Source organism: Sphingomonas arenae (genome assembly GCF_016924655.1).
In the GTDB taxonomy this organism is placed as follows: domain Bacteria; phylum Pseudomonadota; class Alphaproteobacteria; order Sphingomonadales; family Sphingomonadaceae; genus Sphingomicrobium; species Sphingomicrobium arenae.
This window is the reverse complement of record NZ_JAFFJU010000001.1, coordinates 94,853-120,846: the sequence shown is the minus strand read 5'-3', so window position 1 is coordinate 120,846 and position 25,994 is coordinate 94,853. Positions and strand designations below refer to the sequence as shown.

16 protein-coding genes are annotated in these 25,994 nt (G+C 66.2%); 5 read left to right on the top strand and 11 right to left on the bottom strand.

Going from position 1 to position 25,994, the window contains the following annotated elements; all coding sequences use genetic code 11:
* The first annotated feature begins 103 nt into the window (after positions 1 to 103).
* Positions 104 to 646 carry a sterol desaturase family protein gene (locus JT720_RS00535; RefSeq protein WP_205478485.1) on the top strand — a complete coding sequence of 181 codons (543 nt, stop codon included), beginning with the start codon at positions 104 to 106 and terminating at the stop codon, positions 644 to 646.
* On the opposite strand, the gene JT720_RS00530 is transcribed toward JT720_RS00535, so the two are convergent.
* The 3 genes from JT720_RS00530 to crtY are packed head-to-tail and all read right to left on the bottom strand — an operon-like array spanning position 585 to position 4,137.
* Positions 585 to 1,535, bottom strand: a complete 951-nt coding sequence (locus JT720_RS00530) for a phytoene/squalene synthase family protein (protein WP_336511916.1) — start codon at positions 1,533 to 1,535, stop codon at positions 585 to 587. The two genes, JT720_RS00535 and JT720_RS00530, sit on opposite strands and share 62 nt — an antisense overlap.
* Positions 1,532 to 2,998: a phytoene desaturase family protein gene (locus tag JT720_RS00525; RefSeq protein ID WP_205478483.1), complete on the bottom strand. Its 1,467-nt coding sequence runs from the start codon at positions 2,996 to 2,998 to the stop codon at positions 1,532 to 1,534. Before JT720_RS00525 ends, JT720_RS00530 begins: the two co-directional genes overlap by 4 nt.
* Complete coding sequence (gene crtY, locus JT720_RS00520; RefSeq protein WP_205478481.1) at positions 2,995 to 4,137, bottom strand: lycopene beta-cyclase CrtY; 1,143 nt, start codon at positions 4,135 to 4,137, stop codon at positions 2,995 to 2,997. Before crtY ends, JT720_RS00525 begins: the two co-directional genes overlap by 4 nt.
* A 128-nt stretch (positions 4,138 to 4,265) precedes the next feature.
* On the opposite strand from crtY, the gene JT720_RS00515 reads away from it, so the two are divergent.
* Entirely contained in the window at positions 4,266 to 4,709 is a 444-nt protein-coding gene (locus JT720_RS00515) for a DUF2141 domain-containing protein (protein ID WP_205478480.1), read from the top strand.
* Positions 4,710 to 4,712: 3 nt separating this feature from the next.
* A complete protein-coding gene (locus JT720_RS00510) occupies positions 4,713 to 5,972 on the top strand; it encodes an MgtC/SapB family protein (RefSeq protein WP_205478478.1) in 1,260 nt (419 codons plus the stop codon).
* Positions 5,973 to 5,974: 2 nt separating this feature from the next.
* On the opposite strand, the gene JT720_RS00505 is transcribed toward JT720_RS00510, so the two are convergent.
* From JT720_RS00505 to JT720_RS00480, 6 genes are all read right to left on the bottom strand, one after another.
* Positions 5,975 to 9,295, bottom strand: coding sequence for an amidohydrolase family protein (locus JT720_RS00505; RefSeq protein ID WP_205478476.1), 3,321 nt, complete (start codon positions 9,293 to 9,295; stop codon positions 5,975 to 5,977).
* Between the two features lie 116 nt (positions 9,296 to 9,411).
* Positions 9,412 to 10,398, bottom strand: a complete 987-nt coding sequence (locus JT720_RS00500; RefSeq protein ID WP_205478474.1) for an LLM class flavin-dependent oxidoreductase — start codon at positions 10,396 to 10,398, stop codon at positions 9,412 to 9,414.
* Positions 10,399 to 10,436: 38 nt separating this feature from the next.
* Complete coding sequence (locus JT720_RS00495; protein WP_205478472.1) at positions 10,437 to 10,604, bottom strand: hypothetical protein; 168 nt, start codon at positions 10,602 to 10,604, stop codon at positions 10,437 to 10,439.
* Positions 10,604 to 14,854 (bottom strand): translocation/assembly module TamB domain-containing protein, encoded by a 4,251-nt coding sequence (locus JT720_RS00490; RefSeq protein WP_205478470.1) that lies wholly within the window; start codon positions 14,852 to 14,854, stop codon positions 10,604 to 10,606. Before JT720_RS00490 ends, JT720_RS00495 begins: the two co-directional genes overlap by 1 nt.
* Entirely contained in the window at positions 14,854 to 16,836 is a 1,983-nt protein-coding gene (locus JT720_RS00485; RefSeq protein WP_336511915.1) for an autotransporter assembly complex protein TamA, read from the bottom strand. The genes JT720_RS00490 and JT720_RS00485 overlap by 1 nt, the downstream gene beginning before the upstream one ends.
* 480 nt (positions 16,837 to 17,316) lie before the next feature.
* Positions 17,317 to 18,618: a sugar MFS transporter gene (locus JT720_RS00480; RefSeq protein ID WP_205478464.1), complete on the bottom strand. Its 1,302-nt coding sequence runs from the start codon at positions 18,616 to 18,618 to the stop codon at positions 17,317 to 17,319.
* Between the two features lie 126 nt (positions 18,619 to 18,744).
* Between JT720_RS00480 and JT720_RS00475 the strand changes: the two genes are divergently transcribed.
* Together JT720_RS00475 and JT720_RS00470 are read left to right on the top strand one after the other, a co-directional pair.
* The gene (locus JT720_RS00475) at positions 18,745 to 21,597 is read left to right on the top strand and encodes a TonB-dependent receptor (protein WP_336511914.1); all 2,853 of its coding nucleotides are present in this window, start codon (positions 18,745 to 18,747) and stop codon (positions 21,595 to 21,597) included.
* A gap of 76 nt (positions 21,598 to 21,673) precedes the next feature.
* Positions 21,674 to 23,491, top strand: a complete 1,818-nt coding sequence (locus JT720_RS00470) for a family 43 glycosylhydrolase (protein WP_205478461.1) — start codon at positions 21,674 to 21,676, stop codon at positions 23,489 to 23,491.
* Here the strand turns inward: JT720_RS00470 and JT720_RS00465 are convergent.
* Both JT720_RS00465 and JT720_RS00460 read right to left on the bottom strand, forming a co-directional pair.
* A complete protein-coding gene (locus tag JT720_RS00465) occupies positions 23,488 to 24,918 on the bottom strand; it encodes a glucoamylase family protein (RefSeq protein WP_419555386.1) in 1,431 nt (476 codons plus the stop codon). The two genes, JT720_RS00470 and JT720_RS00465, sit on opposite strands and share 4 nt — an antisense overlap.
* Complete coding sequence (locus tag JT720_RS00460) at positions 24,918 to 25,907, bottom strand: LacI family DNA-binding transcriptional regulator (protein ID WP_205478459.1); 990 nt, start codon at positions 25,905 to 25,907, stop codon at positions 24,918 to 24,920. The genes JT720_RS00465 and JT720_RS00460 overlap by 1 nt, the downstream gene beginning before the upstream one ends.
* Positions 25,908 to 25,994 lie beyond the last annotated feature (87 nt).

Sequence of the window (25,994 nt, the reverse complement as noted above, 5' to 3'; positions counted from 1 at the left end):
GGCGGAGTCCATCTCCCGATCTCCAAGAGCGCCGACAGTTCATGAGATGGATCTCCGGCCCTACGGGGATGACGGCAGGGAGCGCTGAGCCTATATCTCGCCCATGTCCCTCCTTGCCGGCCTCGGACTGTTCGCGTTCACCGTCGTGGCGATGGAGGCGATCGCCTACGCCATCCACCGCTGGGTCATGCACTCGCGGCTGGGCTGGGTGCTTCATGAAAGCCACCATCGCGACCGGAAGGGCTGGTTCGAGCGCAACGACCTTTATGCTGTCATCTTCGCCGCGCCATCTGTCCTGCTCATCTACGGCGGCATGAATGCGGGGTGGGGCGACTGGGCAATCTGGGTCGGGGCCGGAGTGGCCTTCTATGGCCTGGTCTACTTCGGCTTTCACGACGTGATCGTGCATGGCCGCATCGCCCACCGGATCGTGCCCCGGTCACGCTACTTCAAGCGCATCGTCCAGGCACACAAGATGCACCACGCGGTCGAGGGCCGCGAGGGCGCGGTCAGCTTCGGCTTCATCTACGCGCCTTCCGTGGACAAGCTGAAACAGCAGTTGGCGAGCAGTCAGGAGGCCAGGATCAGGGCGCCGAAACAGGGTGCCGTGGACGCGTCCAGAGCTCATCGCGAGCCGATGGCCTGACCTCTACCAGGGACTCCCAGAAGGCCTCCATCACCAGCGCGAGCTTTTCGGCCTTGGAGGTGGCGATGCGCGTGTCCCAGGCACGCGGCCCGAGGGCAGCGGCCTTGGTTGCGACCTCACCATAGATACCCGCGGCGGACAGCACGGCCCACCGGCTGCGAAAAGGCAGGCGAGCGGCACCCGTCTTGCTGGAGCGGCGGTAACGATCCGCCAAGCGCTCCAGCCGCTGGGTCATCCTTGCGAGGGCCGAGCGGTGACTTGGGTCGGCCAGGTCGGCGCCCTCGAGACCCTCGGCGGCAAGCCATTCATGCGGCAGGTACACGCGACCGACCCGAGCGTCGTCGACGATGTCGCGGGCGATGTTGGCGAGCTGGAAAGCGATACCAAGGTCCGCCGCACGATCGAGCGTGTCCTCGTCACCGGCGGGTACGCCCATCACATTCGCCATCATCACGCCCACGGCACCGGCCACCTGGTAGCAATAGGAGAGGAGATCCTCTTCCGTTTGCGGCCGCCAAGCCGATGCGTCGCGCTCGAACCCCGCCAGATGGTCGTAAGCGACTTCCGCGGGAATGGAGCATTCCTTCGCGACCTGGCGGAACGCCTCGAATGGCACGATCCCCGTCGGCTCATCCGCAAGCGCCCTGCCTGTCATCCGCTTGAGGAACGCAATCCGCGCCTCGGGGTCGGCGGGGGTAACAGCGTTCTGGCCGAGCGTCTGGCCATCCGTGACATCGTCGCACGCACGACACCAGCTATAGAGCAGCCAGCTACGCTCCCGCGTCGGGAGATCGAAGAGCTGGCTTGCGAACCGGAAGCTCTTGGAACCGGCGGAGATGCTCGCCAGCGCCGCTTCCACCAACCTGTCGCGATCGACGTCCGAACTCACGCCAGCATCAGCCCCGCCGTTGCCTCCGCACTGCCCACCACGCCGGGGATACCCGCCCCGGGGTGGGTCCCCGCACCCACGAAGTAGAGATTGCGGATCTTGTCGTCACGGTTGTGTGTGCGGAACCAGGCGCTCTGCCACAGCACCGGCTCCAGGCTGAAGGCTGAGCCGAGGTGCGCACCCAGATCCCGGCCGAAGTCTGACGGCGCATAGGAGAACTGGACCCGGATGCGCTCTCGGATGTCGGGGATCAAGCGCTCGGCCAAGACGTCGAGAATGACATCCGCATATTCCCGACCTTCGGCGTCCCAGTCCACCTTGGCCTTGCCCATGTGAGGCACGGGCGCCAGGGCATAAAAGGTCGAGCAGCCGGGAGGGGCCATCGCCGGATCGGTGACGGTTGGATGGTGAAGATAGAGCGACGGGTCGGTTGCGACCTTTCCGCGATTGTAGATGTCTCCGAGCAGGCCTTTGTAGCGTGGCCCGAACAGGATCGTATGGTGCGGGATGTGAGGGAAGGTCCCCTCCAGTCCAAAGTGCAGCACGAAAAGCCCGGGCGAGAAGCGCTTCCGCTTCATGGCCCGCACCTGGACGGCACCCCGGCTGCTGCCCTCGATCAAGCCGTAGCTGTGCACGACGTCGCCGTTGGAAGCCACGGCGTCAGCCACCAACCGCCAGCCGGAGCGGGTGCGGACCGCTGTGGCCCGATCCTTCTCCACCTCAATCGCGACCACCGGGTCACCGAGCCGCAGGTCGCCGCCGAGCCGCTGGAAATGGCGCACCATCCCCGCGATGAGCTTGTTCGTCCCGCCCCTGGCGAACCAGACGCCGCCATCGCGCTCCAGCTTGTGGATGAGCGCGTAAATAGAGGAGCAGGTCATCGGATTGCCGCCAACGAGCAAGGTGTGGAAGGATAATGCCTGGCGCAAATGTGCTTCTTCGACAAAGCTTGCGACCATCGAATAGACGGATCGCCATGCCTGGTAGCGGGCGAGCGCGGGCGCGGCCTTGAGCATGTCCGCCGGACTCTCGAACGCCTTGGTCCCGAGCTTTAGATATCCCTCGCGGAAAACGCCGGCGGAATAGTCCAGGAACCGCTCGTACCCGGCCCAGTCTCGGGGGTTGAGCCGCTCGATCGACGCACGAAGTTGCTCGTCGTCGTTGGTGTAGTCGAACACGGTCCCGTCGGGCCAGTCCAGCCGATAGAATGGCGTGACCGGCACCAGTTCGACATCCTGGGCGATGTCGTGACCGGACAATTGCCATAGCCGCTGCAGGCAGTCCGGATCCGTAATGACGGTTGGTCCAGCGTCGAAGACATGCCCTTCCTTTTCCCACACGTAGGCACGGCCGCCCGGAAGATCCCGAGCTTCGATGATGGTGGTCTGGACCCCCGCGGACTGGAGGCGGATGGCAAGGGCGAGGCCACCGAATCCGGCTCCGATGACAATAGCAGTCTTCACGCAGCTTCCTTCAGCACTCGCAACGCTCGCCGGACGGAAACGGGAGGTCTCCCTGCGAGAATACGGATCCGGTCCGCAAGGGTGCTCTGACCCGCGTAGAACCGCGCGATCAAGGCAGGCGAAAGGCGGTAGAAGCGCTGGAGGATGCGATAACGCTCCGGCGGGTCGGCGGCACGGAACAGCATCCGCGCGAGCAGCCGATCGAACCACGTGCGGCGCCAATGGGCAAGCGCGCGGGCGCGGGTCGCTTGTGCAAGATTTTCGAGCGGGAGCTCGTCAGCGAGCCAGGAGGCGAAGCGCACCGCCTCGGGAAGTGAATAGCTGGTCAGCGGGTGGAAGAAGCCACCGCGCGCGCCAGCGCGGGCGACGGGGTCTACTGCGGGCCAGAAGTGGTCGAAATCGCCACCCATGAGCACCGGGAGTTGGCCCTGCTCCTGCCGTGAGCGGCCCGCAATCTGCCAGCCATGGCACACGGCATAGTCCGCGATCAAACTAGACAGCCGCTCGCGGTCCAGCTCAGGACCGTTGGTGTAGTAGGTATCCTCGACGAACAGCTCCGTCGGGCTGAACGGCAGGCAGTAGACGAACCGGTACCCATCAGCCTGATCGACGGTTGCGTCCATCACGACCGGCTCCGCCAGCCCATGGCCCTGCGGGATGTGGAGCAGCTCGCCGACGAACTTCTGCCAGCCAAAATCGAGCCCCTCGGCCTTGCCACCCCTCGCGTCGAGGACTGCTCGCGCCCTGATCCGCTCCCCATTGTTCAAGGTGACGTGCGTGGGTCCAAGCTCCGTCACCTCGGCGCGCAAGATCGCGTCGGGCGGCAGGGCTGCCCGAATAACCTCGTCCAGCCGCTCGCTCTCGATGCTGCGGTAAGCATGCGGGAGGCGGCGTCGGTGCTCGGGGAAGGCAACCGTGTATGCGTCCCAGCCATGCACGATCAGCGGCTCGACAATGGCCTTGTTCCGATCTGCGATGTCGCTCTCGAAAAAGGACCACAGGTGATTGCCGCCGAGCTTCTCGCCGGGCTCGACGATCGCGACCTTCAGCTCCGGCCGGCGCTGGTGCAGCGCGAGGGCGCAGAGCCCACCCGCAAGCCCGCCTCCAGCGATCACCAGGTCGAAGCGCTCGGGCGGCATGGCGACGCTCTAGCCGGGCGGAGCGAGCATGGCGACCCCGCCGTGCGGCTAGCAATCTCCCGAGGGGTGACGGAAGGGCCGCGGCGCCGTACAAACGGGCGCTTCGAGGCACGGGTGGGGACCTGATCATGGCAAGTTGGATGAAGGTAGCGGCGATGGCAGCGGCCACTGTCGCGCTGACCGGTGCGAACACGCCCAGCGCGTCTCAGCTCAGCGTGGACCTCACCGGCCTGCGCAGTGCCAAGGGCCAGGTGCACTTGTGCCTGACGAGCCAGGCCGCGCGCTTCCTCAAGTGCAAAGACGACAAGGAGGCCGTTGCCGTGACGGTGCCCGCGGGCAAGGCAGCGCACCTCAAGCTCGGTCCCGTGAAGCCCGGCACTTACGCGCTGCTGGTGGTCCATGACGAGAACGCCAACGGCAAGCTCGACATGATGATGGGCATCCCGCGCGAAGGCTTTGGGTTCTCCAACAATCCGACAATCCACATGCGCGCCCCGAAGTTCGATGAAGTCCGCTTCCCCGTGCAGCCGGGGACTCAGACGCAGTCGATCCGCCTGCGCTATATCCTCTAGCGCATGACCCTGGTGGCCCTGGCAAGCGGCCCGCTTCTGCCGCTCGGCGCCGCTTTCGCCGCCGGGTTGATGCTCGGGGTGCAACGCGGCTGGCAGCAGCGTGACGCTGCCGAGGGATCCCGGGTGGCGGGCGTCCGGACCTTTGCACTGCTCGGTGGCGCCGGTGGCCTGGCTTCGCTGATTGGGCAACTGATCCACCCCATGGTGACTGCAGTGCTCGCCGCGGGCCTCATCGCTCCCCTGATCATCGGCTATGCACGCGAACCGCGGGAGCGAAGCGTGACCAATCTCGTGGCGGGGGTCATCGCCGTCGCCCTTGGCCTGCTCGCCTGTTCCGGACAGCCGGCCCTCGCCGTCGCAGCAGGTGCCGTCACCACGGCCTTGCTGGCTGCCCGGCAGCGCCTCCATGGGCTTATTGAGCGACTGGACCAGCAGGATGTGCAGGCATTCGCACGCTATGCAGTCATCGTTGCTGCGATCTTGCCGTTCCTCCCCAACCGCAACTTCGGCCCCTACGATGACTGGAACCCCTTCCAATTGTGGCTGGTGGTGGTGCTGGTCACCGGCTTTTCCTTCGCCGGCTACATCGCAAACCGTATCGTGGGCGAGCGCAAGGGAACGCTGGCGACAGCACTGATCGGCGGAGCCTATTCGTCCACGGCGGTCACCGCATCCCTGTCACAGCGCCTGGGGGCGGGGGAGGCCGGTCCCTATTCCGCCGGCATCGCGATCGCGTCAGCCGTCATGTACGTGCGGGTCATCCTGCTCCTTGCCGTCCTGAGTCCTTCGACGCTGCCCAGTTTCCTGCTGCTGGTCGGACCGGCAGCCCTCACCGGAGCGGCGGTTGCCTGGTGGCTGTGGAGGCGCGCGCCAGGAGCAGACGCAGGGGGCACGACGCCTCCCGGAAACCCGATCGAGATCCTGCCTGCGCTCGGGTTCGTCGCTATCGTAGCCGCGGGCGCGGTGTTCACGCGCTGGGCACAGGAGCGGTTCGGCGAGAGCGGAATTGCCCTGTCACTGTTCCTGACCGGGAGCTTCGACGTTGATGCTTCCATCGTCACCCTGTCGCAGCTTCCGGTCGGCGCAATTGCCCGTAACGTCGCCGCGCTGGCCATAGCCGGCACCATCGTGGCGAACATGCTGCTCAAGATCGGCGTGGCGTTAGCTTACTCGCGCGCTCGCGGCCGACCCGCAGCCGCCGCACTGATGGCGAGCACGGCGGTGCTGGTCGGGATGATGGCGCTGGGCTGGTCTCGCCTCTAACCCTAATCCGCGTCGTGGCTGTGGGTCATGGCCTGGGCGCGGCCGGCTTGGGTGTTGCCGGTGCCCTCCCACCAGTAAGCCTGGCGAGTGCGATTGCCGGTCACCTGCTCGTTCAGGGTTCGGGCATCGTACAGCCGACCGCCGAGCATGACCTGCGATACCTTGTCGGAGTTGCGGATGTTCTCGAGCGGGTTGGCATCGAGCACGACGAGGTCGGCCAGCTTGCCGGGCTCCAGCGTGCCGAGGTCCCGGTCCATGCCCAGTGTCTTTGCCGGCATGACCGTCGCTGCTTGCAGCGCCTGCAGCGGCGTCCAGCCGCCCTTCGCGAAGCTCCACATCTCCCAGTGCGCGGCGATGCCGTCCTGCTGGCCATGGGCGCCGATGTTCACCTGAATGCCTCGGTCCGCCAGCTTGCGCGCCTCCCGCGCTGACCACGTGTCCGCATAATCCTCCTCGGGTGCGATCTCACGTCTGGCATTGGCAGCCGCCAGGGTGCCTGGCGGGATATGGGCCTGCAGCAGTGGATGTTCCCAGACGTTCGTGTGGGCGCGCCAATAGGGGTCGCCGCCCGGACCGCCATAGGTCACGACCAGCGTCGGCGTGTAGTTGGTCTTCGTCTGCGACCACATCTGCAGCACGTCCTCGTAGAAGGTGCTGCCCGGCACGTTGTGCTCGACCGTGGCATTGCCATCCTGGATCAGGCTCATGTCCATGTTGAACAGCGAGCCGCCTTCCGGGACGACGAGCATGTTCTCGGCTTGGGCGGCGGCAACCACCATCTGGCGCTGCTCGCGCCGCGGCTGGTTGTAATTCTTCACGCTCCAAGCGCCCTGCGCCTTCAGGCGGCGGACGTGCGCCATCGCGTCGTCGAGCTTTCCGATGTCGGCAAACGCACCGGCTGCCTTGGCGCCGTAGATGATCTCTCCAGTGGAGAAGATTCGGGGCGCGAGGATCAGGCCGGCCCGCTGCAGCTCGCTTGCCGCGAAAACCTCGGACGCGGTGTTGGACGGATCGTGAATGGTCGTCGTGCCAAGTGCCAGGTTGGCCATGGTCGACCAGTTCTGCTGCGGGACGAAGCCCTTTTCGCCTTGGGGGCCATGGGCGTGGGCGTCGATGAAGCCGGGGACGATCGTCTTGCCGGAGAGGTCGACAGTCGGCGTTCCGGCCGGCACCGCGACTTGCCCGCGCGGCCCTACCGCAACGATCCGGTCGCCGCGCACGAGGATAACGCCGTCGTCGATGACTCCGCCATCCTCCCCGCGCATGGTGACGATGCGCGCGCCGGTGAGCGCGACGGTCCCGGTCGGCTTGGCCGCACGCACCGTCTGCGACAGGCTCACGCCGCTCGCCGGAGTCTTGTAGCCACCCGAATAGATGCTGCGGGTATCGGCCATGTAGAGCGTCGGGCCGATGCTCCAGTGAACGCGGTCACCGCCAGCCGAGAAGTGCATGTAGTCGCCACCGCCCACGCTCAGGCGAACGGCGGGCAGCGCCCCCTTGTCGGTGGCTGCCGTAACGTCCTGCGCGCCCGGAAGTAGCGGCATCAGGAACGCTTCATAGTTCTCGCGGAAGGCGACAGAGCGGCCGTCCGGCGAGACTTCGAAATCGCTGGTCAGGTCGCCCGAGGCGTGCACGCGGCGGCGCTCGCCGTTGAGGTCGGCGCTGACCAACTGCAGCTTGTCTTCGGCTTGCACCGTCATGAACAGCCGGTCGTTCGCGGCTCCGAACTGCGGTTTGCTTGCGTCCCGCTCGACCAGCATCGGCTTTCCGCCGCTCGCCGGAACCATGTAGATACCGGCATCGCGGCTCCACTTGTCGGAGGTCAGCCCTCCGCCGCTTCCGGCCTCGAAGGCGATGGTGCGTCCATCCGGCGAGAAATGCGGCAGGGAGTAATGGCCGGGCTCCGTCGTGGCGGCACGAGGCGAGCCGCCCTTCGCCGGCACCACCATCACTCGGCCAAGATCACCGTCCGTCCAGCTGACGAAGGTGACGGAGCGGCCATCGCGCGACCAGCTCGGCCAAGCCTCGAAGGCAAGGTCGTTTCCGCGGGTGAGCCGCCTCGGGGCGCCGCCCCCGGCCGGCCTCAGCCAGAGCTTGCCGAGGCTTTCGTACACGATCTGCCGGCCGTCCGGAGAGGTCTGGGCCCAGCGCACCATCTTGGTCTGGAAGCTGTCCGGCGCGACGTCCACCTTGGGGTGGAGCGACTCCGCCACGACCCGGTCGTCCGAGATCCTGAACGGAATCTCGCGGGCAGCTCCGCCAGCCACCGGTAGACGGCGGATCTTGCCGCCAGCCCAGAACACGATCTCGCGACTATCGGCCGTCCAGTCCATGTTCGGATAGACGCCGGTCACCGCCCAGGTCTCCTGCATGTCCTGGTCGGGCAGGTCATAGAGCTTGCGCTCGTTGCCATTCCGAAGGTCGCGAACGTAGAGCTTGGACTTGGCCCGCTCTCGCCGGACGAAGGCGAGATAGTTGCCGTCGGGTGACGGCGTCGGGCGCACCGCACCGCCGTTGCCGGCCGTCACCCGGTGGGTCTCCCCGGTGTCCAGCTCGTAGCGTTCGATCGCGAACAGCTCGCCGTTGGAGTCCTGGGCGTACTGGAAAGTGCCGCCCGGCGTGATGTTGCGGGTGAAGTAGACGTGCTTGCCATCGGGCGCGAAGGTCGGCTCGCCGAGCTCCTTCTGGTGCTTCTCGTTGACCCGCTTGACCAGCAGCACACCGCCACCGCCATCCACATGGTACAGCCACACCTCGCCCGTCCCGAGGGAGCGAGTGGTGGTGAAATGCTTCTTGGCGACGATGTAGCGGCCGTCCGGGCTCCAGCTCGGCTGGTTGAGGAGGCGGAAGTCTTCCTTGGTCAGCTGCTTCTTGTCGGAGCCGTCCGCCCGCATGATCCAGATATTGTCGCCGCCGCCACGGTCCGAGACGAACGCAATACGGGTGCCGTCGGGCGACCAGCGCGGCTGCTGTTCATAGGACAGGCCTTCCGCGATTCGGGTCGGAGTGCCACCGGCGATAGGCATGACGTAGATGTCGCCCAGCATGTCGAACGCGACGCGCGTGCCGTCCGGCGACACGTCGACGTTCATCCAGGTACCCTCGTCCGTGTTGATCGGCACCTTGCGCAGCGTCAGCCCGCGCGGATGCTCGACGTCCCACTTGGGCGCGTCCGCCTCGGCACGGGAGGCCTGCGCCGGAGCTGAGGGGGCCGTGTGCTGCGCCGCGGCCTGGCTGGGCTGATCCGTGGGGGGCGCGTCCTGGGCAGAAGCGAGGGCGCTCGAGGCAAGCAGGAGGCAGGTGAGGGGAAGCTTGGCGCGCATGCGGAACCCTGTGCTGGAGAAACGGCCAGTCGGTGGACTGCGCCGACGACCGGCAGCCACCGTGGCTCGACGAACGTGCCTGTGCAAGCGACGAAACCGCCGCGCAGCCCCTTCGCTTAGCTGGCCAGCGGCACTGCCTCGCGGAGCAGCGCATAGCTGCGCAGTCGCGCAGCATGGTCGTGGATCTGCGAGGTGACCATCAATTCGTCCGGCTTGGTGCGTGCAACGAACTCTTCGACCCTCGCGCGAATGGTGTCCACCGAGCCGATGGCCGAGCAGGAGAGCACATGCTCCAGTGTCGCCCGGGCCTGCAGCGGCAACTGCTCGAAATATCCCGCCCGAGGTGGCGGAAGGGGCGTCGGCTGACCCGCACGCAAGTTGACGAAGGCCTGCTGGATCGAGGTCGCCAAAAGTTGCGCTTCCTCATCCGTGTCCGCTGCAATGCAGTTGTAGCCGAGCATGACATACGGATGGTCCAGTTGCTCCGAGGGCTGGAACCGCTCGCGGTACACCTGGATCGCTTCCATCATCTGCGCCGGCGCGAAATGGGATGCGAAGGCGTAAGGAAGCCCAAGCATGGCCGCGAGCTGCGCCCCGAACAAGCTGGAACCGAGAATCCAGACTGGAACGCTCAGGCCCTCACCGGGAATGGCGCGCACCCGGCCGTTGGCTCCGGAAAAGTAGCCCATCAACTCGACGACATCACGGGGGAACTGGTTCTCGTGGGAGGCCAGGTTGCGCCGTAGCGCATAGGCTGTTGCCTGGTCCGTCCCCGGGGCCCTGCCGAGCCCCAGGTCAACGCGCCCGGGAAAGAGGGACTCCAGCGTGCCGAACTGCTCGGCGACGGTCAGGGGCGAATGGTTCGGCAGCATGATGCCACCGGCCCCAATCCGGATGCTGCTCGTCTGCGATCCCACGTAAGCCAGCGCCACGGCCGTTGCTGCGCTCGCGATCCCGGGCATCGAATGGTGTTCCGCCATCCAGTAGCGGCGGAAGCCGAGCTGCTCTGCCGTACGGGCCAGCTCCGCCGAATGACGCAGTGCGTCACCTGCGGTGGACCCTTCGGGAATGGGGGCGAGGTCGAGAACGGAAAGCGGAACCATCGACCCAAGCTGGGGTGTGGCTTTCCGCAAACAAGCGCTTAATCTTGCGCGTTCTGAGCCGATTGTGCGTCGGAAAGGTTCGCGTCGATCGCCTGGGCGCGCGCGGAAATTTCACTCGACGTGTCATTGAACCGCTCGTCGAAGTCGCGGCGGTCCCCGCAGCCGGCAACCAGCAAAAAGGCAACTAAGAACAACGCCAAGCGCATCAGTACGTCTTCCGATAGCGAACGCTCACATTGGTATTTCCAGATCCACCAGCCTGGCTCAGGATCGACAAGCTCCGGCTCAGGGTCACCTCCAGCTGCGTGGCGGTGAAGCCGCGGGCGTCCGTAACCACCTCCAGATAGATGTCGTCACTGATGTACTTGCCAGCAGCCAGGGCCGCGCCGCGGCCGCTCGCATCGTCCGGTCCCAGGATGCGCAGCCGGTCAAAGCCGGTCGCCGACCGCAGCTTGCCGAGCGGATTGAGCCCGCCCCCTGAACCCCGAAGGGCGTTGAGCGAAGCTGCCAGCTGCACTGCCTGAATTGCGGATAGGCTTCCGACCGAGTTGCCGAACAGGATACGGGAGACAATCTCGTCCTGCGGCAGACCAGGCGTGCTCGAAAAGGCGATCTGCGGATTGAAGGCCGAACCGGTGACATTCACCGTCACCACCACGTCCTCGATCTCCTCGGATGCCGCGATGGTGATCTGGGCACTTTCCGTGCCGCCGCCCGGAAAGCGGATGCGTCCTTCCTGCAGCTCGAAGGAACGGCCGGCGAAGCCGAGCGTGCCTCGGATGAGGTCAATGGAACCGGCGATCCGCGGATTGCTGCTGGTGCCCGTCAGGCGCAGGTCCGCACGCCACTCCGACTCGAGGCCCATGCCGCTGACGAACAGCTCGTTCGGCGCCACGATGCGCAGATCGAGGTTGACATCCCCGAACCCGGACGGTGCGGGTGGCGGAGCATCGCCCGTGACCCTCGGCCGACCCCGCGGCGGCTTGAACCGCACGCCCGTGAGTTCCGGGACTTGCGCGGAACCCTGTCGGATGATCTGGTAGCGCGTCTCGGGCAGGCGCACCGTGCCGGTCAGCGTCGGGTTTTGGTTCGCGGCCTTGATCAGCCGAACATTGCCCGTCGTGGTGACGCGCAAGTCCTCGCTGTTCGCCAGCCGCGCATTGTTGAGGGTGAGCTCGAAGTTGGCCGGGTAGCCGCTCGCGGCCGCAAGGCTGACGTACCCGCTGCCCGCGACTGTCCCGCTTCCCGCATTGGCGCTGAGTTGGTCGATCTGCAGCCGCTCGCCGGTGAAGCGGCCAGCAAGGGTCATGTTGGTCAGGCGCGTGCCATAGGTCGCATTGTCGTAGGTGAGCCCCCGGCCGCGAACGACGCCAGTGAGGCTCGGCCGCGACACACGTCCGCCGAAGTCCGCCGCGACGCCAAGCGTTCCGGTCAGCCGTTGATCTGCCAGCCCAGCCAGCGAGAAGAGCGAGTCCGCCGGCCCGATGTAGCGGATGCCGCCGCTCACCGGAGCCCCGGAGATGCGCTCGGCCCACGACCCGGCCCCGGGCCCCAGCGGCTGGATGGCAGCCTGCACCCGGCCAACGACCGTTCCGCGTGTCCGCATCACGGCACGCAGGGTGCCACTGCCTGGCTGGAGATTGGCGACCAGATTGACATTCAGGGGCCGGCTGACCGTGGCGGCGGTGGTTCGGGTGAAGTTGCGGATGGCAAGGCTCGCGTCCACGCGCGGGAGGCTGCTGCCTGCCTGCACGAAATCGATGCTGCCGGTCGCCTGTCCACCAACGCCGAGACCTGGTACCAGCGCGTTGATCAGGGATAGGTCGAGCCGATCGATGCGGCTCTGCAGGCGCAGTTCCTTGCCGTAATTGCCCGCAAGCCGGACGCTGCCCTGATCCAGCACAAGCCGTGTCGGCAGCAATTCGTAGCTGCCGTTTCGCGGAATGATCCGGGCGGGCGACTCGGTCCGGACATCGATGCCGTTCACGCGGCCACGTAGCGCGGCACGCCACAAGCTCGGCTGAAGTTCGCTGTTGAAAGCGAAACGGAAGGGCACGCCTGACGTGCCTTCAGCGATGCCGCGCGCGAAGCCTTGGCCACCGCGATGATTCACCTGCGCGCGGAAGGCCGTGAGGTCGGTGGAGCCGAACCGGGCTTGGGCCAGTTGCACGTCGGCGACGACCTCAGGTCGGTCATAAAGGATCACGCGAGCATCGACGATGGCGGCGCCCACCGCGATGTTCGCGGGTGCGGGCAGGACCGTGTTGCTGGCCCGCAAATTAACGATCGCCTGCTGAAAGCGACCGGTAGCATCGAGGCGGACCACGCCGGCCAGGCCTTGCCCGCTCGCGTCGAGGCGCCCGACGAACGGACCGGCAGCGGACTGCCGAACTCGGCCACGGACGCCGATCCCGGCCAGGGTTGCCCGCCGGATATCGATGATCAACGGACCCGCGGCAGTTTGGACCGCAACATCTGCCGTAAATGGACCGTAGTTGCTCTGTCCGCTCGCTTGGACCAGATAAGCGTTGCCGACGCTGCGGATTTCGGCGCGGAGCCCGGCGATCCCCACCCCCAAGCCGGGCCGCTGCGCCGTGACGATCGCGCGGGGGCTCGCAACCGTGCCTGCAACCTGCACGCCGACCGGGCCGTACTGGCGTGAGACGCCGCGGGCGCGAAGGTCAATCCGACCATCGGGCGAGTAGCTTCCACTCCCGTCCGTGACCCGCAGCTCCGGCGCCGTCAGGCGGAGGTTGGCGAACCGGATCACGCCGTCGGAGCCGTAGCGGACGTCGCTCGAGGCCACGAGATTTCCGCCGAGGAAGCTGCGCACACCGTCGTTGAACAGCCTGGTGGATTGGGCTCGGATGCGGCCGACGAGGCTGATGCCGCCGTCAACTTCCCGACGAAGGTCGGCGTTGGTTTCGAGGTTGAAGATGCCCACGCTGTTCACGCGGTAGTCGTTGATCCGACCCTCGATCGCGCCGGTGTACAGGCCGGTCCCGACATCGGCGAGGACGATGGCGGTGGCGTCGATCCGGTCGGAGCGGATGCGGAGATTTTCGGACAGGATGCGGGGCCAGTCGACCGCTAGATCGCCGTCCATGCGCACGTTGGTGATGGTCCCGCCCGCCACCGTGTCGAGCCCGGTGATGGCTCGCGCCCGCGCCGTAACGGGTACGGCGATGAAGTCGCGACGGAAGCGGGCAATGCCGCGCGCATCTAGGCCCTGCACGGCCATGTCGTTGAAGGCGAGGGTGGTCGCGGTCAGGCGGTAGTCTACGGTCGGCCGGCGGAGTTCGCCATTCAACGTCACCAACGCCCGCAGGTCGCGCCCCGCGAGATTCGGTGCGAGCGCGCCGGGCTTTAACAGCGCAAAGTTGAGACGCAGGTCCTGGAGGCGGTTGCGGCCGAGGTCGGCAACGCCGTTCGCCACCAGGGTGAAGGCATCGCTCCCGATGCGCCCGTTTAGCTCTGCCCGCCGGTTCTCCCAGGTGGACTGGAGCGCGACGTTGGTGATGGGGCCAAGGAGGGCGGCGGTGGGACCCTCCACCAGCCGAGCAACCCGGGTCGGCCCGCTGACACCGAAGGTGCCGTTGCGAGCCGTCAGCCGGAGCCGGGCGAAGGCGGCGTTGTCGAGATCGGCGAGCAGCCGCCCGTTCCAGCGTTGCCAGTCGCCGGCGCCGTCCACCTGGACCTTGATCGGTGCGTTCAGGCCGGCCAGCTTGGCGACGAGCCCGTTCGCTGGACCGCTGAGAAAGGCCTTCAGGGCTAGCCGGTTCTCTTCTGGCACCGCGTCGAGCTGCAGCGCCAGTCGGTCGCCGCCGGCACGGCCTTCACCGCCGATCACAGCCGCTTGAACTGCGACCTGAGCCCGCTGGTCCGCAATCCGCGCACGGCCATCGACGGAACCGACCCGCCGCTCGCCCGTGACGGCTGCTTCCAGCACCAGCCGGTCGATCTTCAGCCGCCCGATGCTGATGTCGAGATCGGGAAGCAGCGGTCCCTCGCTCGGCGGCGTTGCGCGGAATTCGGGCAAGCGGCGCAGCGTCGCGGTCGGCGCGAGCAGGCTGCGGATGTCGACGTGGTTGTTGAGGTAGTCGAACGGCCGCCAGTCGAGGCGGACGAGCGGAGCGGCGAAGAACACTCCGCGCGGGTCTGACAGGGTGAAGCCACGGATGGTCATGGCCCCGTAGAGCGAGCCTTCGATCCGGCCCACGCCGATCTTCATCCCGTTTGCGAACTCGAGACCCTCGATCCGCTCGGCCACGAAGCGGCGGCCCGGATCGGTGTTGATGGCGACGATGCCGAGCCCCACCAGCACTAGCAGGCCTAGGACAAGTCCAAGCACCCACTTCGCGATGCGCAGCGGCCAGTTGACGTGGCGGCGAACAATGACGGTCTGATCGCCGTCATCACGCGGCACTTCACCGCCAGGGACCGCGACGTCGCTCATCAGAAGGCTTGCCCGATCGAGACGTAGACGTTGATGCGGCTTTCGCCTTCGCGGCGGCCGAGCGGCGTTGCGATATCTACGCGCAGGGGGCCGAAGTTCGTGTAATAACGGGCGCCAATCCCGACGCCCGCGCGCAGGCCCTGGAAGGTCGGCAGCCGTTTCTCGTAGACCTGCCCGACGTCGACGAAACCGACGACGCCATAATCGCCGAACCGATAGCGGACCTCGGCCGAGCCCTCGACGAGGCTGATACCGCCGATGGGGTCCCCGTTGGGGTCCTTGGGACTGAGCTGCTGGTAGCCGAAGCCGCGCACCGACCCGCCGCCACCGGCGTAGAAGCGCCGCGATGGAGCAAGCTCGAACCGTTCGATGCCGAGAGTCGTGCCGACCCGCGTACGGCCCGCGAGTACCATGCTATCGCCGACCGGATAGTAGGCGCTGGCGTCGAGCTGGCTGCGCAGATACGGCTGGAAGCCGTCGCTCAAGGCCCCTTCCGGCTGCGCCAGGATCTGAGCCCGGAAGCCCCGCGTCGGATCGAGCAGGCTGTCTGTCCGGTCGAACCCGACCTGCCCACTGAGCCCGCCGATGAGAAACTTGCGCTTGTTACGCTCGCCAAGGGTGAAATCGTAATCCTCCTCGACCGTGCCCAGGATCTCCGCGCCCACCGCCCAGGTGAAGGTCTTGCGCCAGATCGGTGTGCTGTCGCGGCTGAGGCGGGCAAAGAGCCGCCCGGTCAGCGCATCGAATGCGTCCAGTCGGCTGCGGAGCGCTTCGAGGCCGACCTGGAAAGTCCGATCGCGCCTGCCCGCGTTGGAACGGCGGAAGGTAACTCCCGCGCCCTGTTGCCGGCTGCCGAGCACGGCATTGGCGATCAGCGCCCCCTCAGGTGGAAACAGGTTGCGATGGGTCCAGCTGCCCTCGAGCCGGAAGCCCTCACCAGTGCCGTAACCGGCGCTCGCCGCCAAGGTCCGCGGCGGTCCAGCGTCCTGCGTCACGACCATGGTGACATATTCGGTGCCGTCCCCAACCGCCTGCCCGGTGCGCTCCGGCTGCACCGCAACGGTGGAGAAAAGTCCCGTGGCAACGAGCGCCTGGCGGAGGTCGTCGACCTTGCGGCTGTCGTACAACTCGCCCCGCTCGAAGCGCGCAATGACGTCGACATGCTCGGCCCCGAAGGCCAGGTCGCCGGTGGTCCGGAAGCCGCCGAACCGGGCGCGGGGCCCCACGGTGATCGGGAGCGTGTAATCTCCCAGGTGGGTGTCGGGATCGAGCAAGACGTCCCGCTGTCCCACCTCGGCAAACGGGTAGCCCTCCTGCGGCAGGACGACGGCGACATTCGCTTCGGCACCCTGGATCCGCTGCGCCACGATGGGCTCGCCGATGTTCAGCGCCAGGCTCTTGTCGACAAGCCCGGGGGGCACGGTCGCATCCGCCTGCAGGGTAATCGTGCCCAGCTTGTAGCGCTCACCAGGCGCAACCAGCAGCACCGCGGTGACCGGCTGGCCGCTGGCGGCCGGAGAGCGGTCGATGCGGGTCGTGACCTGGGCATCGTACCAGCCCTCGGCATGGAGGATGCGCTCGATGAGCTTGCTGTCCTCGGTCAGCCTTGCGGACAGCTGCGCCTCGTTGGCGACGTCACCTTTGCCCTCGCGGAGCGCGGAAAGATCGCGGAACTGGGCGGCAAGATCGGCATCCGTCTGAGCGTCCGCGAGCTCCAGTCCTTCCACGCGAGTCTTGTACTCAATCTCGACCGGACCTTCGTTCGGGTCGGGCTGGGCGAACTCCACTTCGCGGACGTCGAACTGGTTGAGCGGCGGCAGCGGCTGGCTGAGTTCGGGGTCCGTGCTGGGTGCGACGGTCGGATTGGTCTCGCCCGCGATGATGCGCTGCTCGAAATCCGCGACACTTTCCAGCGGGCCTTGTAGCGCTGGGTCGTCCGCGCCGAGCGGGGGAACCTGGGTATTGAGCTCCTGGTCGGTCACGATGGGTTCGATCGCCGGCAAGCTGGCACCGGGTGGCGGAGGGGGTACCGGAACGGGCTGGGATCCCCCTGCCGTCTGAGCGAGCGCGGGGGTGGCCGAAACGAGGGTCAGCAGGGCAGAGCAGGCGAGCAGGCGACCTCGGTCGAGGGGCCGCCGCCCGCAGGACACGAGCAACTTCATCCACCACGAAACTCTTGTGGTTCCGAAACGATGCTTCGGCTTTGTTGCTGCACCGCCGGCTGTGTTCTTGCTGCAACAGCGAGTGTACGGCTGCGGCGATCGGATCTGAAGATTGAGCGCCCGCTCGCCTCTGGGCGATGACCCGCACTTCATCATCATTACCGGCGGGGCATAGTCCCTGCTGAAGGACCGGCCGGGTACCTTTCGGCTGTAGGCGTCGATGAACTTCTTGCGGGTGAATCAGTCAACATGGGCGGCGCTCCAAGGAAGCGCCGCCCACTTCCACGATGCCCTCCGACCTTAGGCCGGGCGGCGGGCGTAGATGCCGTAGCCGGCGATCACCGCATAGCAGAGCGCCGGCAGCAGCAGGGCAATGCCGAGGCTTCCGCTGACGTCCGCCAGCATTCCGGTGAGCAGCGGCACGACGGCCCCACCGAAGATGGCGATGTTGATGATCCCCGACCCATCCGCCGCGCGCGCTCCCAGCTTCTCGCAGGCGAGGCTGAAGATGGTCGGGAACATGATCGAGTTCATCAGGCCGATCGCGAGCAGGCTGTAGGCGGACACCGCGCCCTGCGTGTTGGTCGAGACGAGGATGAGCGCGATTGCGCCGCACGCCACGGTGGCAAGGATCTTGCCCGGGCTCATGATGCGCAGGAAGTAGGAGCCGATGAAGCGACCGATCATCGCGCCGCCCCAATAGTAGAAGATCATGTCGCCCGCGCCCCGCTCGGTAAGGCCCAGCACGTGCGACTGCATGAGGTAGTTCACGATCAGCGAGCCGATCGCGACCTCCGCGCCGACGTAGAGGAAGATGCAGAGCGCACCGAGGCCGAAGCGGGAGCGCCTGAGCAGCGAAAAGCCGGCCAGCGGCGAGCTCGCCTCGTGCTGCTCGCCCTTGAGGCGATTGCGGAACAGGAACACCGCGGCCGCGATGACCGCCAGCGCGACGGCAAGGCCCAGATAGGTGTTCACGATCGCCCGCGTCTCCGCCGTGCGATAGGCCTCCAGCGCGTCGCCGCTCAACTGGCTGGCGCTGAGACCGGCAAGGCTGCCGAGGATCAGGGCCGAGCCGACGATCGGGAAAACGGTCGTGCCGAGGCTGTTGAACGCCTGGGCGAAGGTCAGCCGGCTGTGCACCGTGCGCGAGGGCCCGAGCAGGCTGATCAGGGGGTTGGACACGACCTGCACCACCACGATGCCGCTGCCGAGCACGAACAGGGCAAGCAGGAACAGGCCGTAGGTCGCGGTCTGGGAGGCGGGGATGAACAGCAGGCAGCCAACCATCATGATCAGGAGACCTGCGATTGCGCCGCGCATGTAGCCGATCTTCTTGACCAGCTGCGCACCGGGGATGCCGATGACGAGGTAGGCCGTGAAGAAGCAGAACTGCACCAGCATGGCCTGGGTGTAGTTGAGCGTGAACAGCTCCTTCAGCTTGGGGAGGATCACGTCGTTGAGGCTGGTGATACCGCCGAAGATGAAGAACAGCGCAAAGACAAAGGTGCTGAGCTGGCCGGCATTCTCCGGCACCTGTTCGGTGGCGGCGCCGTCCAGAGGAGAGACCGTCGCCTCGTCGCGCGCCGCGGAAATGTTGACCATGCCTTGCCCCTATCTGCCCGAACGTCCTTGGTTAGCCGGAAAGACCCCGGTGGCAAGCCCCGTTGTAACCGGTTACCTGCGAACGCGGGGCTTCGAGCCCTCCTTCTGGGCGTTTCGACACTGACGGTGGCGACGGCCGTCGCGGTCCCCGCCGCGGCCCAGACCATCACCGCGACGCTGAGCGGGCAGGTCCGTGATGCCCAGGGTGCTGCCGTGGCGGGAGCCGTGATCACCGCCCGCAACGAGGGGACGAACCAGACCGTCACGACCCGCACGGACGCGAACGGCCAATACACTCTGCCGGGGCTGCGTCCGGCGCCTTACACCATCACTGCTACGATCGGCGAAACCACGGTCACCGACCGGGTCACCATCGCGATCGGGCAAAGTGCGACGCTCGACCTTGCGCCGGCCGCGCCCACTGCGACGCCCACGGATCAGGCCGCCGCGGCAGGCGGTGACGCCATCGTCGTGACGGGTCGCCGGCTGGTGGAGACGCGGACCAGCGAAGTCGCGACCAATGTCAGCGAGCAGCAGATTCGCCGCTTGCCGCAGACGGACCGCAACTTCTTGGCGTTCACCCAACTTGCCCCTGGCGTGAAGTACAACGACGGCGACACCACTAAGGGGTTCCAGAGCGGCGCTTCAACGGTTGCGGGCGTCAACGTGTTCATCGACGGCGTGAACCTGAAGAACACCGTCCTCGATCAAGGAGTCGCCGGCCAGCAGGACAGCCGTGGCAATCCTTTCGCCCAGTTGGCGGTGCAGGAATTCCGCGTCATCACGCAGAACTACAAGGCCGAATACGAGCAAGCGTCCGCGGCGATCGTGACCTCAGTCACCAAGTCCGGAACCAACGAGTTCCACGGCGACGCTTTCGTGTCTCATACAGGCAAGAACCTGAGTGCGAAGAGCATCTTCGACAAGCGCGCCGACCGTTCCAAGCCCGCGTTCAAGCGCACACAATATGGATTATCGCTCGGTGGGCCAATCATTCGCGACAGACTGTTCTTCTTCGGCGCTTACGAGGGTAACGATCAGGACCGTGCAAGCACGGTAACCCTTGGCACGAACGACCCCTTCTTCGTTGACCAATTCGGTGACTTGGAGGGTAACTTCATCAGCCCGTTCCGAGGCGACCTGTATTTCGGCAAGCTGACCTTCCTGCCCGACGACGCGAACACAATCGACGTGTCGGCAAGCCGCCGCAAGGAAACCGATGTCACTGGCTTCGGCTGCAACTTCAACTGCATTGCCAGCTACGAGGCGGCCGAGAACAAGCGCAACACGATCGACACCTACCTCGGCAAGTGGACGTATCGCGGCAACGGGCTGCTGAACGAGGCGTCGATCGATTACCTCAACTACAACTACAATCCGACCTCGCTGTCCCCGGAAAGCCCGACCTTCGAGTATGAAGGCATCATCATCTTCGGCGGGAAGGACGGGAGCCAGGATATCAAGCAGCGGAACCTGACGTTCCGTAACGACCTGACGATCCCCGAGGTGGAGTTTGCCGGCAGTCACACCTTCAAGGTCGGCATCAAGTACTCGCGCCAGCGCTACGAGTTCAACAAGCTCTTCAATGTGCAGCCGAAGTACGTGTTCCGGGGGCCGGACTACAGCTTCCCGCAGCAGGCGTTCCTGGGGCTCGGCGATCCGACCATCAAGGCGAAGAACAACGTCTTCGGCATCTACGCGCAGGACGACTGGGACGTCACGGACAAGCTCCAGCTCAATCTCGGCATCCGCTGGGATCGCGAGAGCAACATGTTCAACAACAACTACGTGACTCCGGCGAACGCCGCCGCGCTGCTTCGGCAGCTGCCGCAGACCGATTACTTCGATGCCGACGACTACATCACGGACGGGAACGATCGGCCCGTCTTCAACATGATCCAACCGCGCATCGGCTTCAGCTACGACTTCTTCGACAACCAGAGCACCGTGCTGTTCGGTGGTTTCGGCCGCTATTACGATCGCAACGTCTTCAACAACACGCTCGATGAGCGTTTCCGCCTCCAGTACACGATTGGGCGGTTCGAGTTCTCCGAGGATGGCAGTCCGCGCAACGGAATCCCGACGGTCGCGTGGGATCCGGCTTATCTCACTCGCGAGGGGTTGATCGCGCTGCAGGCCACCGCAATCACGGGCCTGCCTGAATTGTTCGCGGTCAAGAACAACGCCAAGCCGCCCCGGACCGACCAGTTCAGCTTGGGTGTTCGCCAGCGCCTCGGCAAGTCCTGGACCGCGTCGGTGACCGGAAGTTATATCCGCGGCAAGAACGGCTACACGCACCTGTTCGCGACGCGGCAGAATGGCGGCACCGGCAACTGCTGCGACGTCGCGCTCGCCAACTCCTTCGGCTACGCGAACGTCCTGATCGGCAGCGACAGCCTGGATACGCGTTACAAGGCGCTCTTCGTAACCTTGGACAAGCCTTATACCGTCGCGTCCGGTTGGGGCCTCAATGTCGCCTACACGCTGCAGAAGGCGGAGCAGAACGGAAACGACCTGTTCAGCCTCGATCGCGTGACGCCGGATGACTTCGGCTTCCGAGACAAGGCGGGCATCGAACGGCATACGCTGGTGATCGGCGGCCTTGTCGACCTGCCCTGGGGCTTGAAGGCGTCCACCCTCACCAAGCTGGGCAGCGGACAGGCTTACCAGACGTTCTTCACGACGGATTTCGCCGTCCAGAACAACGTCATCGGGGCGGCCTTCCCCGACAAGAACTGCCTCGGCCTGTTCGCCCGGTGCGAGGTCGACGTGACCCTGGAGAAGGAGTTCGCGCTGTTTGGGTCGCATCGCGCGACGCTTGCGCTCGACGTGTTCAACCTGTTCAACAACAAGAATTACACGTCGTTCAACAGCTTCGTGTGCTGCGGCCAGCCGCCGGAGAACTTCAACTTCGGCGAGCCGAATGCGTTGCTCACGCTGCCGCGCAGGTTGCAGCTGCGCGCCGCTTACCGGTTCTAATGCGGGAGAGCGCTGCGTCGGGGTCTATGGATCGGCGACGCAGCGCTTCCGGTTTTTTGAGAGCGTAAGAGACCAGATGTTGAAGCGAGCTCTGCTGGTCCTTGCACTGGCGCCATTGCCTGCTGCAGCCGCCGCGGAGCAGCGCACGACCATCAACCCGGTCGACATCGACTATCGATACAATTTCGAGCAGATCTACACCGACGCTTCCTACCGGACAGGCGCGGACCCGGCGATCGTCAACCATCGGGGCGTCTTCTACATGTTCGCCACACTGGCGGACGGCTACTGGCGCTCGACGGACCTCGCGCACTGGAGCTTCGTGACGCCAAGCCGCTGGCCGTTCGACAGTATCGTCGCGCCAGCCGCCTGGTCCGATGGCGAGAAGATCATCCTCCAGCCGTCGATGATGGAGCCGGAGGCCATCCTGTCCACGACCGACCCGGACAGCGGAAAGCTCGATTTCCTGGTCCGCCGGATGCCGCCGTTGCCCGGCTCCGTCGACAAGGCGCCCGAGGAGATGAAGCCCGGCGAGATCCCGCCCGGTCCGTGGGATCCGGCGTTGTTCAAGGACGACGACGGCAAGTGGTACATGTACTGGGGCTCGTCGAATGTCTTCCCGCTCTACGGCAGCGAGATTGCGTGGGAACCGGCGAAACTCATCTACAAGACGCATCCCAAGCCGATGTTGGGGATGGACCCCGAGAAGCACGGGTGGGAGCGGTTCGGACAGGACCATTGCGCCTGCTGGGAACCGGGCCGGCCCAGCCCCTCGTACATGGAAGGGGCGTGGATGACGAAGGTCGGCGGCCGCTACTACCTCCAGTACGGCGCGCCCGGGTCCGAGTTTAACGCCTACGCCAACGGAACCTACGTCTCGGACAAGCCGCTAGGCCCTTTCACTTACGCGCCTTGGAACCCGGTCGCCTATCGGCCCGGAGGGTTTGCGGAAGGGGTGGGCCATGGCTCCACCGTGCAGGACAATCACGGCAACTGGTTCAACAGCGGCACGTCCTGGATCGGCTACAATTGGGGGATGGAGCGGCGGATCGCCATCTATCCGGCGCGCTTCTACCCGGACGGGCAATTCAACGCCTCGACGCGGTTCGGTGACTGGCCGCGGCTGGTGCCGACGGGCAAGTTCACCGACCCCGACAGCCTCTTCGCGGGGTGGATGCTGCTGTCCTACCGCAAGCCGCTGAGCGCATCCTCGACGCTTGGCGAGTTCGCGGCGAACCGCGCGAGCGACGAGGACCCGCGGACCTTCTGGGTGGCGGCGAAGAACGCCTCGGGCGAGTCGCTGACCATGGACCTGGGCGGTTCCCGCGAGGTGCGGGCGGTGCAGGTCAACTTCGCTGACTACAAGGCGGGGCGCTACGCCGATGCGCCGGACATCTACACCGAGTTCGAGCTGCAACATTCGGCGGACGGGCGGGTCTGGCAGCCGCTCGCCCGCACCGAGCCGCCGCGCCGGGACCGGCCGAACGCCTACTTCGAGCTGCCCGAGCCGGTGCGTACGCGCTTCATCCGATACGTGCACGGGCACGTCGGCGCGGCGCACCTGGCGATCAGCGACCTGCGCGTGTTCGGGCGGGCTGACGGGCGGGCGCCTTCCATTCCGGCGAGCGTGACCGGCAGGCGGCACCAGGATGAGCGCGACGCCACCATCGCCTGGCGCCGGGTGCCGGGTGCGGTCGGCTACAACATCCGCTGGGGCATCCGGCCGGATCGGCTGACGCAGACCTACCAGCTGTGGGCAGGCGAGCTCGAGGGAGGCGCGGCGCTGCAGAAGGAGCTGAAGGCCCTGAACGTTGGCGTGCCCTACTGGGTCGCTGTGGAGGCGTTCAACGAGAGCGGCGTGTCCCGGCTGAGCCGCCCGGTTCGCGTGCGCTAGGAACGCAGCCAGCCGCCCGTGAAGCCCGCCCGTTCGAGGCCGAGCCGGATCGCCGGCACTTCCCGCATCACGCGCCAGACGAACTCGCTTCGGTGGTTTGCCGCCTGGAGCAGGATGGGGCCCTGGTCGATGCCGAGGTAATCGCGGGCGACCCAGCCGCGTTCCGGATCGACGCTGCCGGTTTCAGTCTGCAGGCCCTGGTAGCGGAAGCTCGGATTGAAGCTATCGCGGAATCCGTAGCGGCCGTAAAGTTGCGCGCCGTGCTCGCGCAGCATGGCCTCCGCGCAGGGGATGACGATCTCCGGCGCGAACGGCAGGGAGCCGAGCGCAGCGGTTGGTGCGAGGGTGCCATCGTCCAGTCCGTCCGGCTGACTCACCGGTCCGCGCGCGGCATAGTCGTGGAAACGCCGCTGTTCGCCCTTGAATGGCAGGGTGAAGCCGCCCGGCCCGTCGCAGGCGGTAAGGCCCCAGATGCGATCCGAATAGCCTTCCCAGCGCATTGAGTTTGCGGCGCAATAGGCACGGTTGGCGTAGGTCGCGCGGCGGCTGTTCTCGAAATAGTCGAGCCCGGCTGCTCGCATGGGCTGATCCTGGATGCCGCGGAAGTCGATCCAGATGTGGCTGTACTGGTGCCCGAAGAGCGGTGCGAAAGCGAGGTGGCGTGTCGCACCTTCGCCACGCCAGTGCTTCGGATAGGGAGCGGTCCAGGCGCTCCACAGGTTCTCCGGTACACGATGTACTGGCGCGCCAAGGGCCAGGATGTTGACCGCCATGCCTTCATTGTAGCCGGTCCAATTGGCCTTGATCAGGCCCGTTTCCGGGTGCCAGCCCATGGAGATTGGCAGGCGCCCGTCGCTGCGGAAGAAGTTCCAGTCCGCTCGGGCGTAGATGGCTTCGGCAAGGAAGCGGATCTCGCGCTCGGCGGGATGGGTGCCGTCATAGAAACGGCTTGCGAAAAGGACACCGAGCAGCAGCAGCGTGGTGTCGACGCTGGACAGCTCGATGCGCTCGAACCGCAGGCCGGTCTGCATGTCGAGGAAGTGGTAGAAGAAGCCGCGATGTCCGCTGACGCCGGTTGCCTGCGGACCCTGTGGGGCGTTCCAGAAGAAGCGCAGCGTCGTCAGGGTCAGGTCGCGCGCCGCGGCACGGCTGCACCAGCCTCGCTCGACCCCGACGCCGTAAGCGGTCAGCGCAAATCCGACCGCGGCGATGCTGGAGAAGCTTGGGGTGGGCCAACGGTCGGGCACCAGGCCGTTGGCGCGGTTCACGGTCTCCCAGAAGAAGTTGAAGGTTCGCCGCTCGAGGTCGTCATAGAAGCGCGGCAGAGTTCGGATGCGTGGGGTTGCGAGGCTGGCAGCGCAGCCGGGCAGCATGGCCGCGCCAACCGCAGCCGCGCCGCTGCCGAGGAATTCGCGGCGGTGCAGGATCACCGAGGCTCGCCGGTAGTGGCGCGGACGACCAGTTCGACAGGATGCAGCATGTGGGAGGGGGCCCCTCTGCCCTCGATCCGATCGAGCAGCGCCGTCAGCCCATGCTCGCCAAGTTGCGCGATCCGGACCTGGACGGTGGTCAGGCCGAGGTGGCGGGCCATAGGAACGTCGTCGAACCCTGCCACCCCCACGTCCTCGGGAACCTTGAGGCCAGCTTCGCGCAAGGTCTGGAGCGCACCGATGGCCATGTTGTCGTTGGCGGCGAAAACCGCGTCGAACTCCCGCCCCGCCTGCAGCAAGGCCGCGATGGCGGCACCTCCGGAGTCTTCGGAGAAGTCGCCCTGAACCGTTTCCACCAGAACGTCCGAGTAGCCATGGAGAACCCGGCAGAAGGCGTCGGCCCGCTCCTGGGCATCGGCGTTGCCGGCCGGACCCGCGATGTGCACGAGGCGCTTTCGACCGATCGCGACCAGGTGCCGGGCCACGGCTTCCGCTCCGCTGGCATTGTCGAGGGTGATGACCGGGCAGTCGTGGGCTCCGCCGCGGGTGTTCAGCAGCACCACCTCGAAGCCCTTCGGCAGGATGTCCGAAAGCTCCTGCTCGTTCAGGTGGGGAGCCATGACGATCGCGCCATCGACCCGTCCGCGCAGCGCGCTGAGTGGTGAGAAGCCGATCCGGTTGCCAGGATGGAGGCTCGACAGCAGCAGGAGGTAGCCGCGATCATTGGCAACCCGGTCCATGCCGCGGACGAGTTCGGAAAAGAACTCGCCATGGAGATCGGGCAGGACGATCCCGATGGAATGGGTCCGGGCCATGCTGAGGCTGCGAGCGGCGGCGTGGGGGACATAGCTGAGCGCCGTTACCGCCTCGATGACGCGCTCGCGGGTCGCATCGCTGACCCTCTCGAATCCGTTCAGAACGCGCGACACGGAAGCGACGGAGACCTGAGCCCGCCGGGCAACGTCGCGAATGGTGGCTTCGGCCATGGGATCCCTTCATGCGCAGCCGCTGAGCGCCTTCGCAACCGACAAAAGTCCAGTTGCTTTCATTTCCGGCCTAGGACATGTAACCGG

Bases quoted from the DNA above. Each gene is read 5' to 3' on its own strand.
- JT720_RS00510 (WP_205478478.1), top strand. From the start codon at position 4,713: ATGACCCTGGTGGCCCTGGCAAGCGGCCCGCTTCTGCCGCTCGGCGCC.
- JT720_RS00535 (WP_205478485.1), top strand. From the start codon at position 104: ATGTCCCTCCTTGCCGGCCTCGGACTGTTCGCGTTCACCGTCGTGGCG.
- JT720_RS00500 (WP_205478474.1), bottom strand. From the start codon at position 10,398: ATGGTTCCGCTTTCCGTTCTCGACCTCGCCCCCATTCCCGAAGGGTCC.
- JT720_RS00480 (WP_205478464.1), bottom strand. From the start codon at position 18,618: ATGGTCAACATTTCCGCGGCGCGCGACGAGGCGACGGTCTCTCCTCTG.
- JT720_RS00515 (WP_205478480.1), top strand. From the start codon at position 4,266: ATGGCAAGTTGGATGAAGGTAGCGGCGATGGCAGCGGCCACTGTCGCG.
- JT720_RS00470 (WP_205478461.1), top strand. From the start codon at position 21,674: ATGTTGAAGCGAGCTCTGCTGGTCCTTGCACTGGCGCCATTGCCTGCT.
- crtY (WP_205478481.1), bottom strand. From the start codon at position 4,137: ATGCCGCCCGAGCGCTTCGACCTGGTGATCGCTGGAGGCGGGCTTGCG.
- JT720_RS00490 (WP_205478470.1), bottom strand. From the start codon at position 14,854: ATGAGCGACGTCGCGGTCCCTGGCGGTGAAGTGCCGCGTGATGACGGC.
- JT720_RS00505 (WP_205478476.1), bottom strand. From the start codon at position 9,295: ATGCGCGCCAAGCTTCCCCTCACCTGCCTCCTGCTTGCCTCGAGCGCC.
- JT720_RS00460 (WP_205478459.1), bottom strand. From the start codon at position 25,907: ATGGCCGAAGCCACCATTCGCGACGTTGCCCGGCGGGCTCAGGTCTCC.
- JT720_RS00495 (WP_205478472.1), bottom strand. From the start codon at position 10,604: ATGCGCTTGGCGTTGTTCTTAGTTGCCTTTTTGCTGGTTGCCGGCTGC.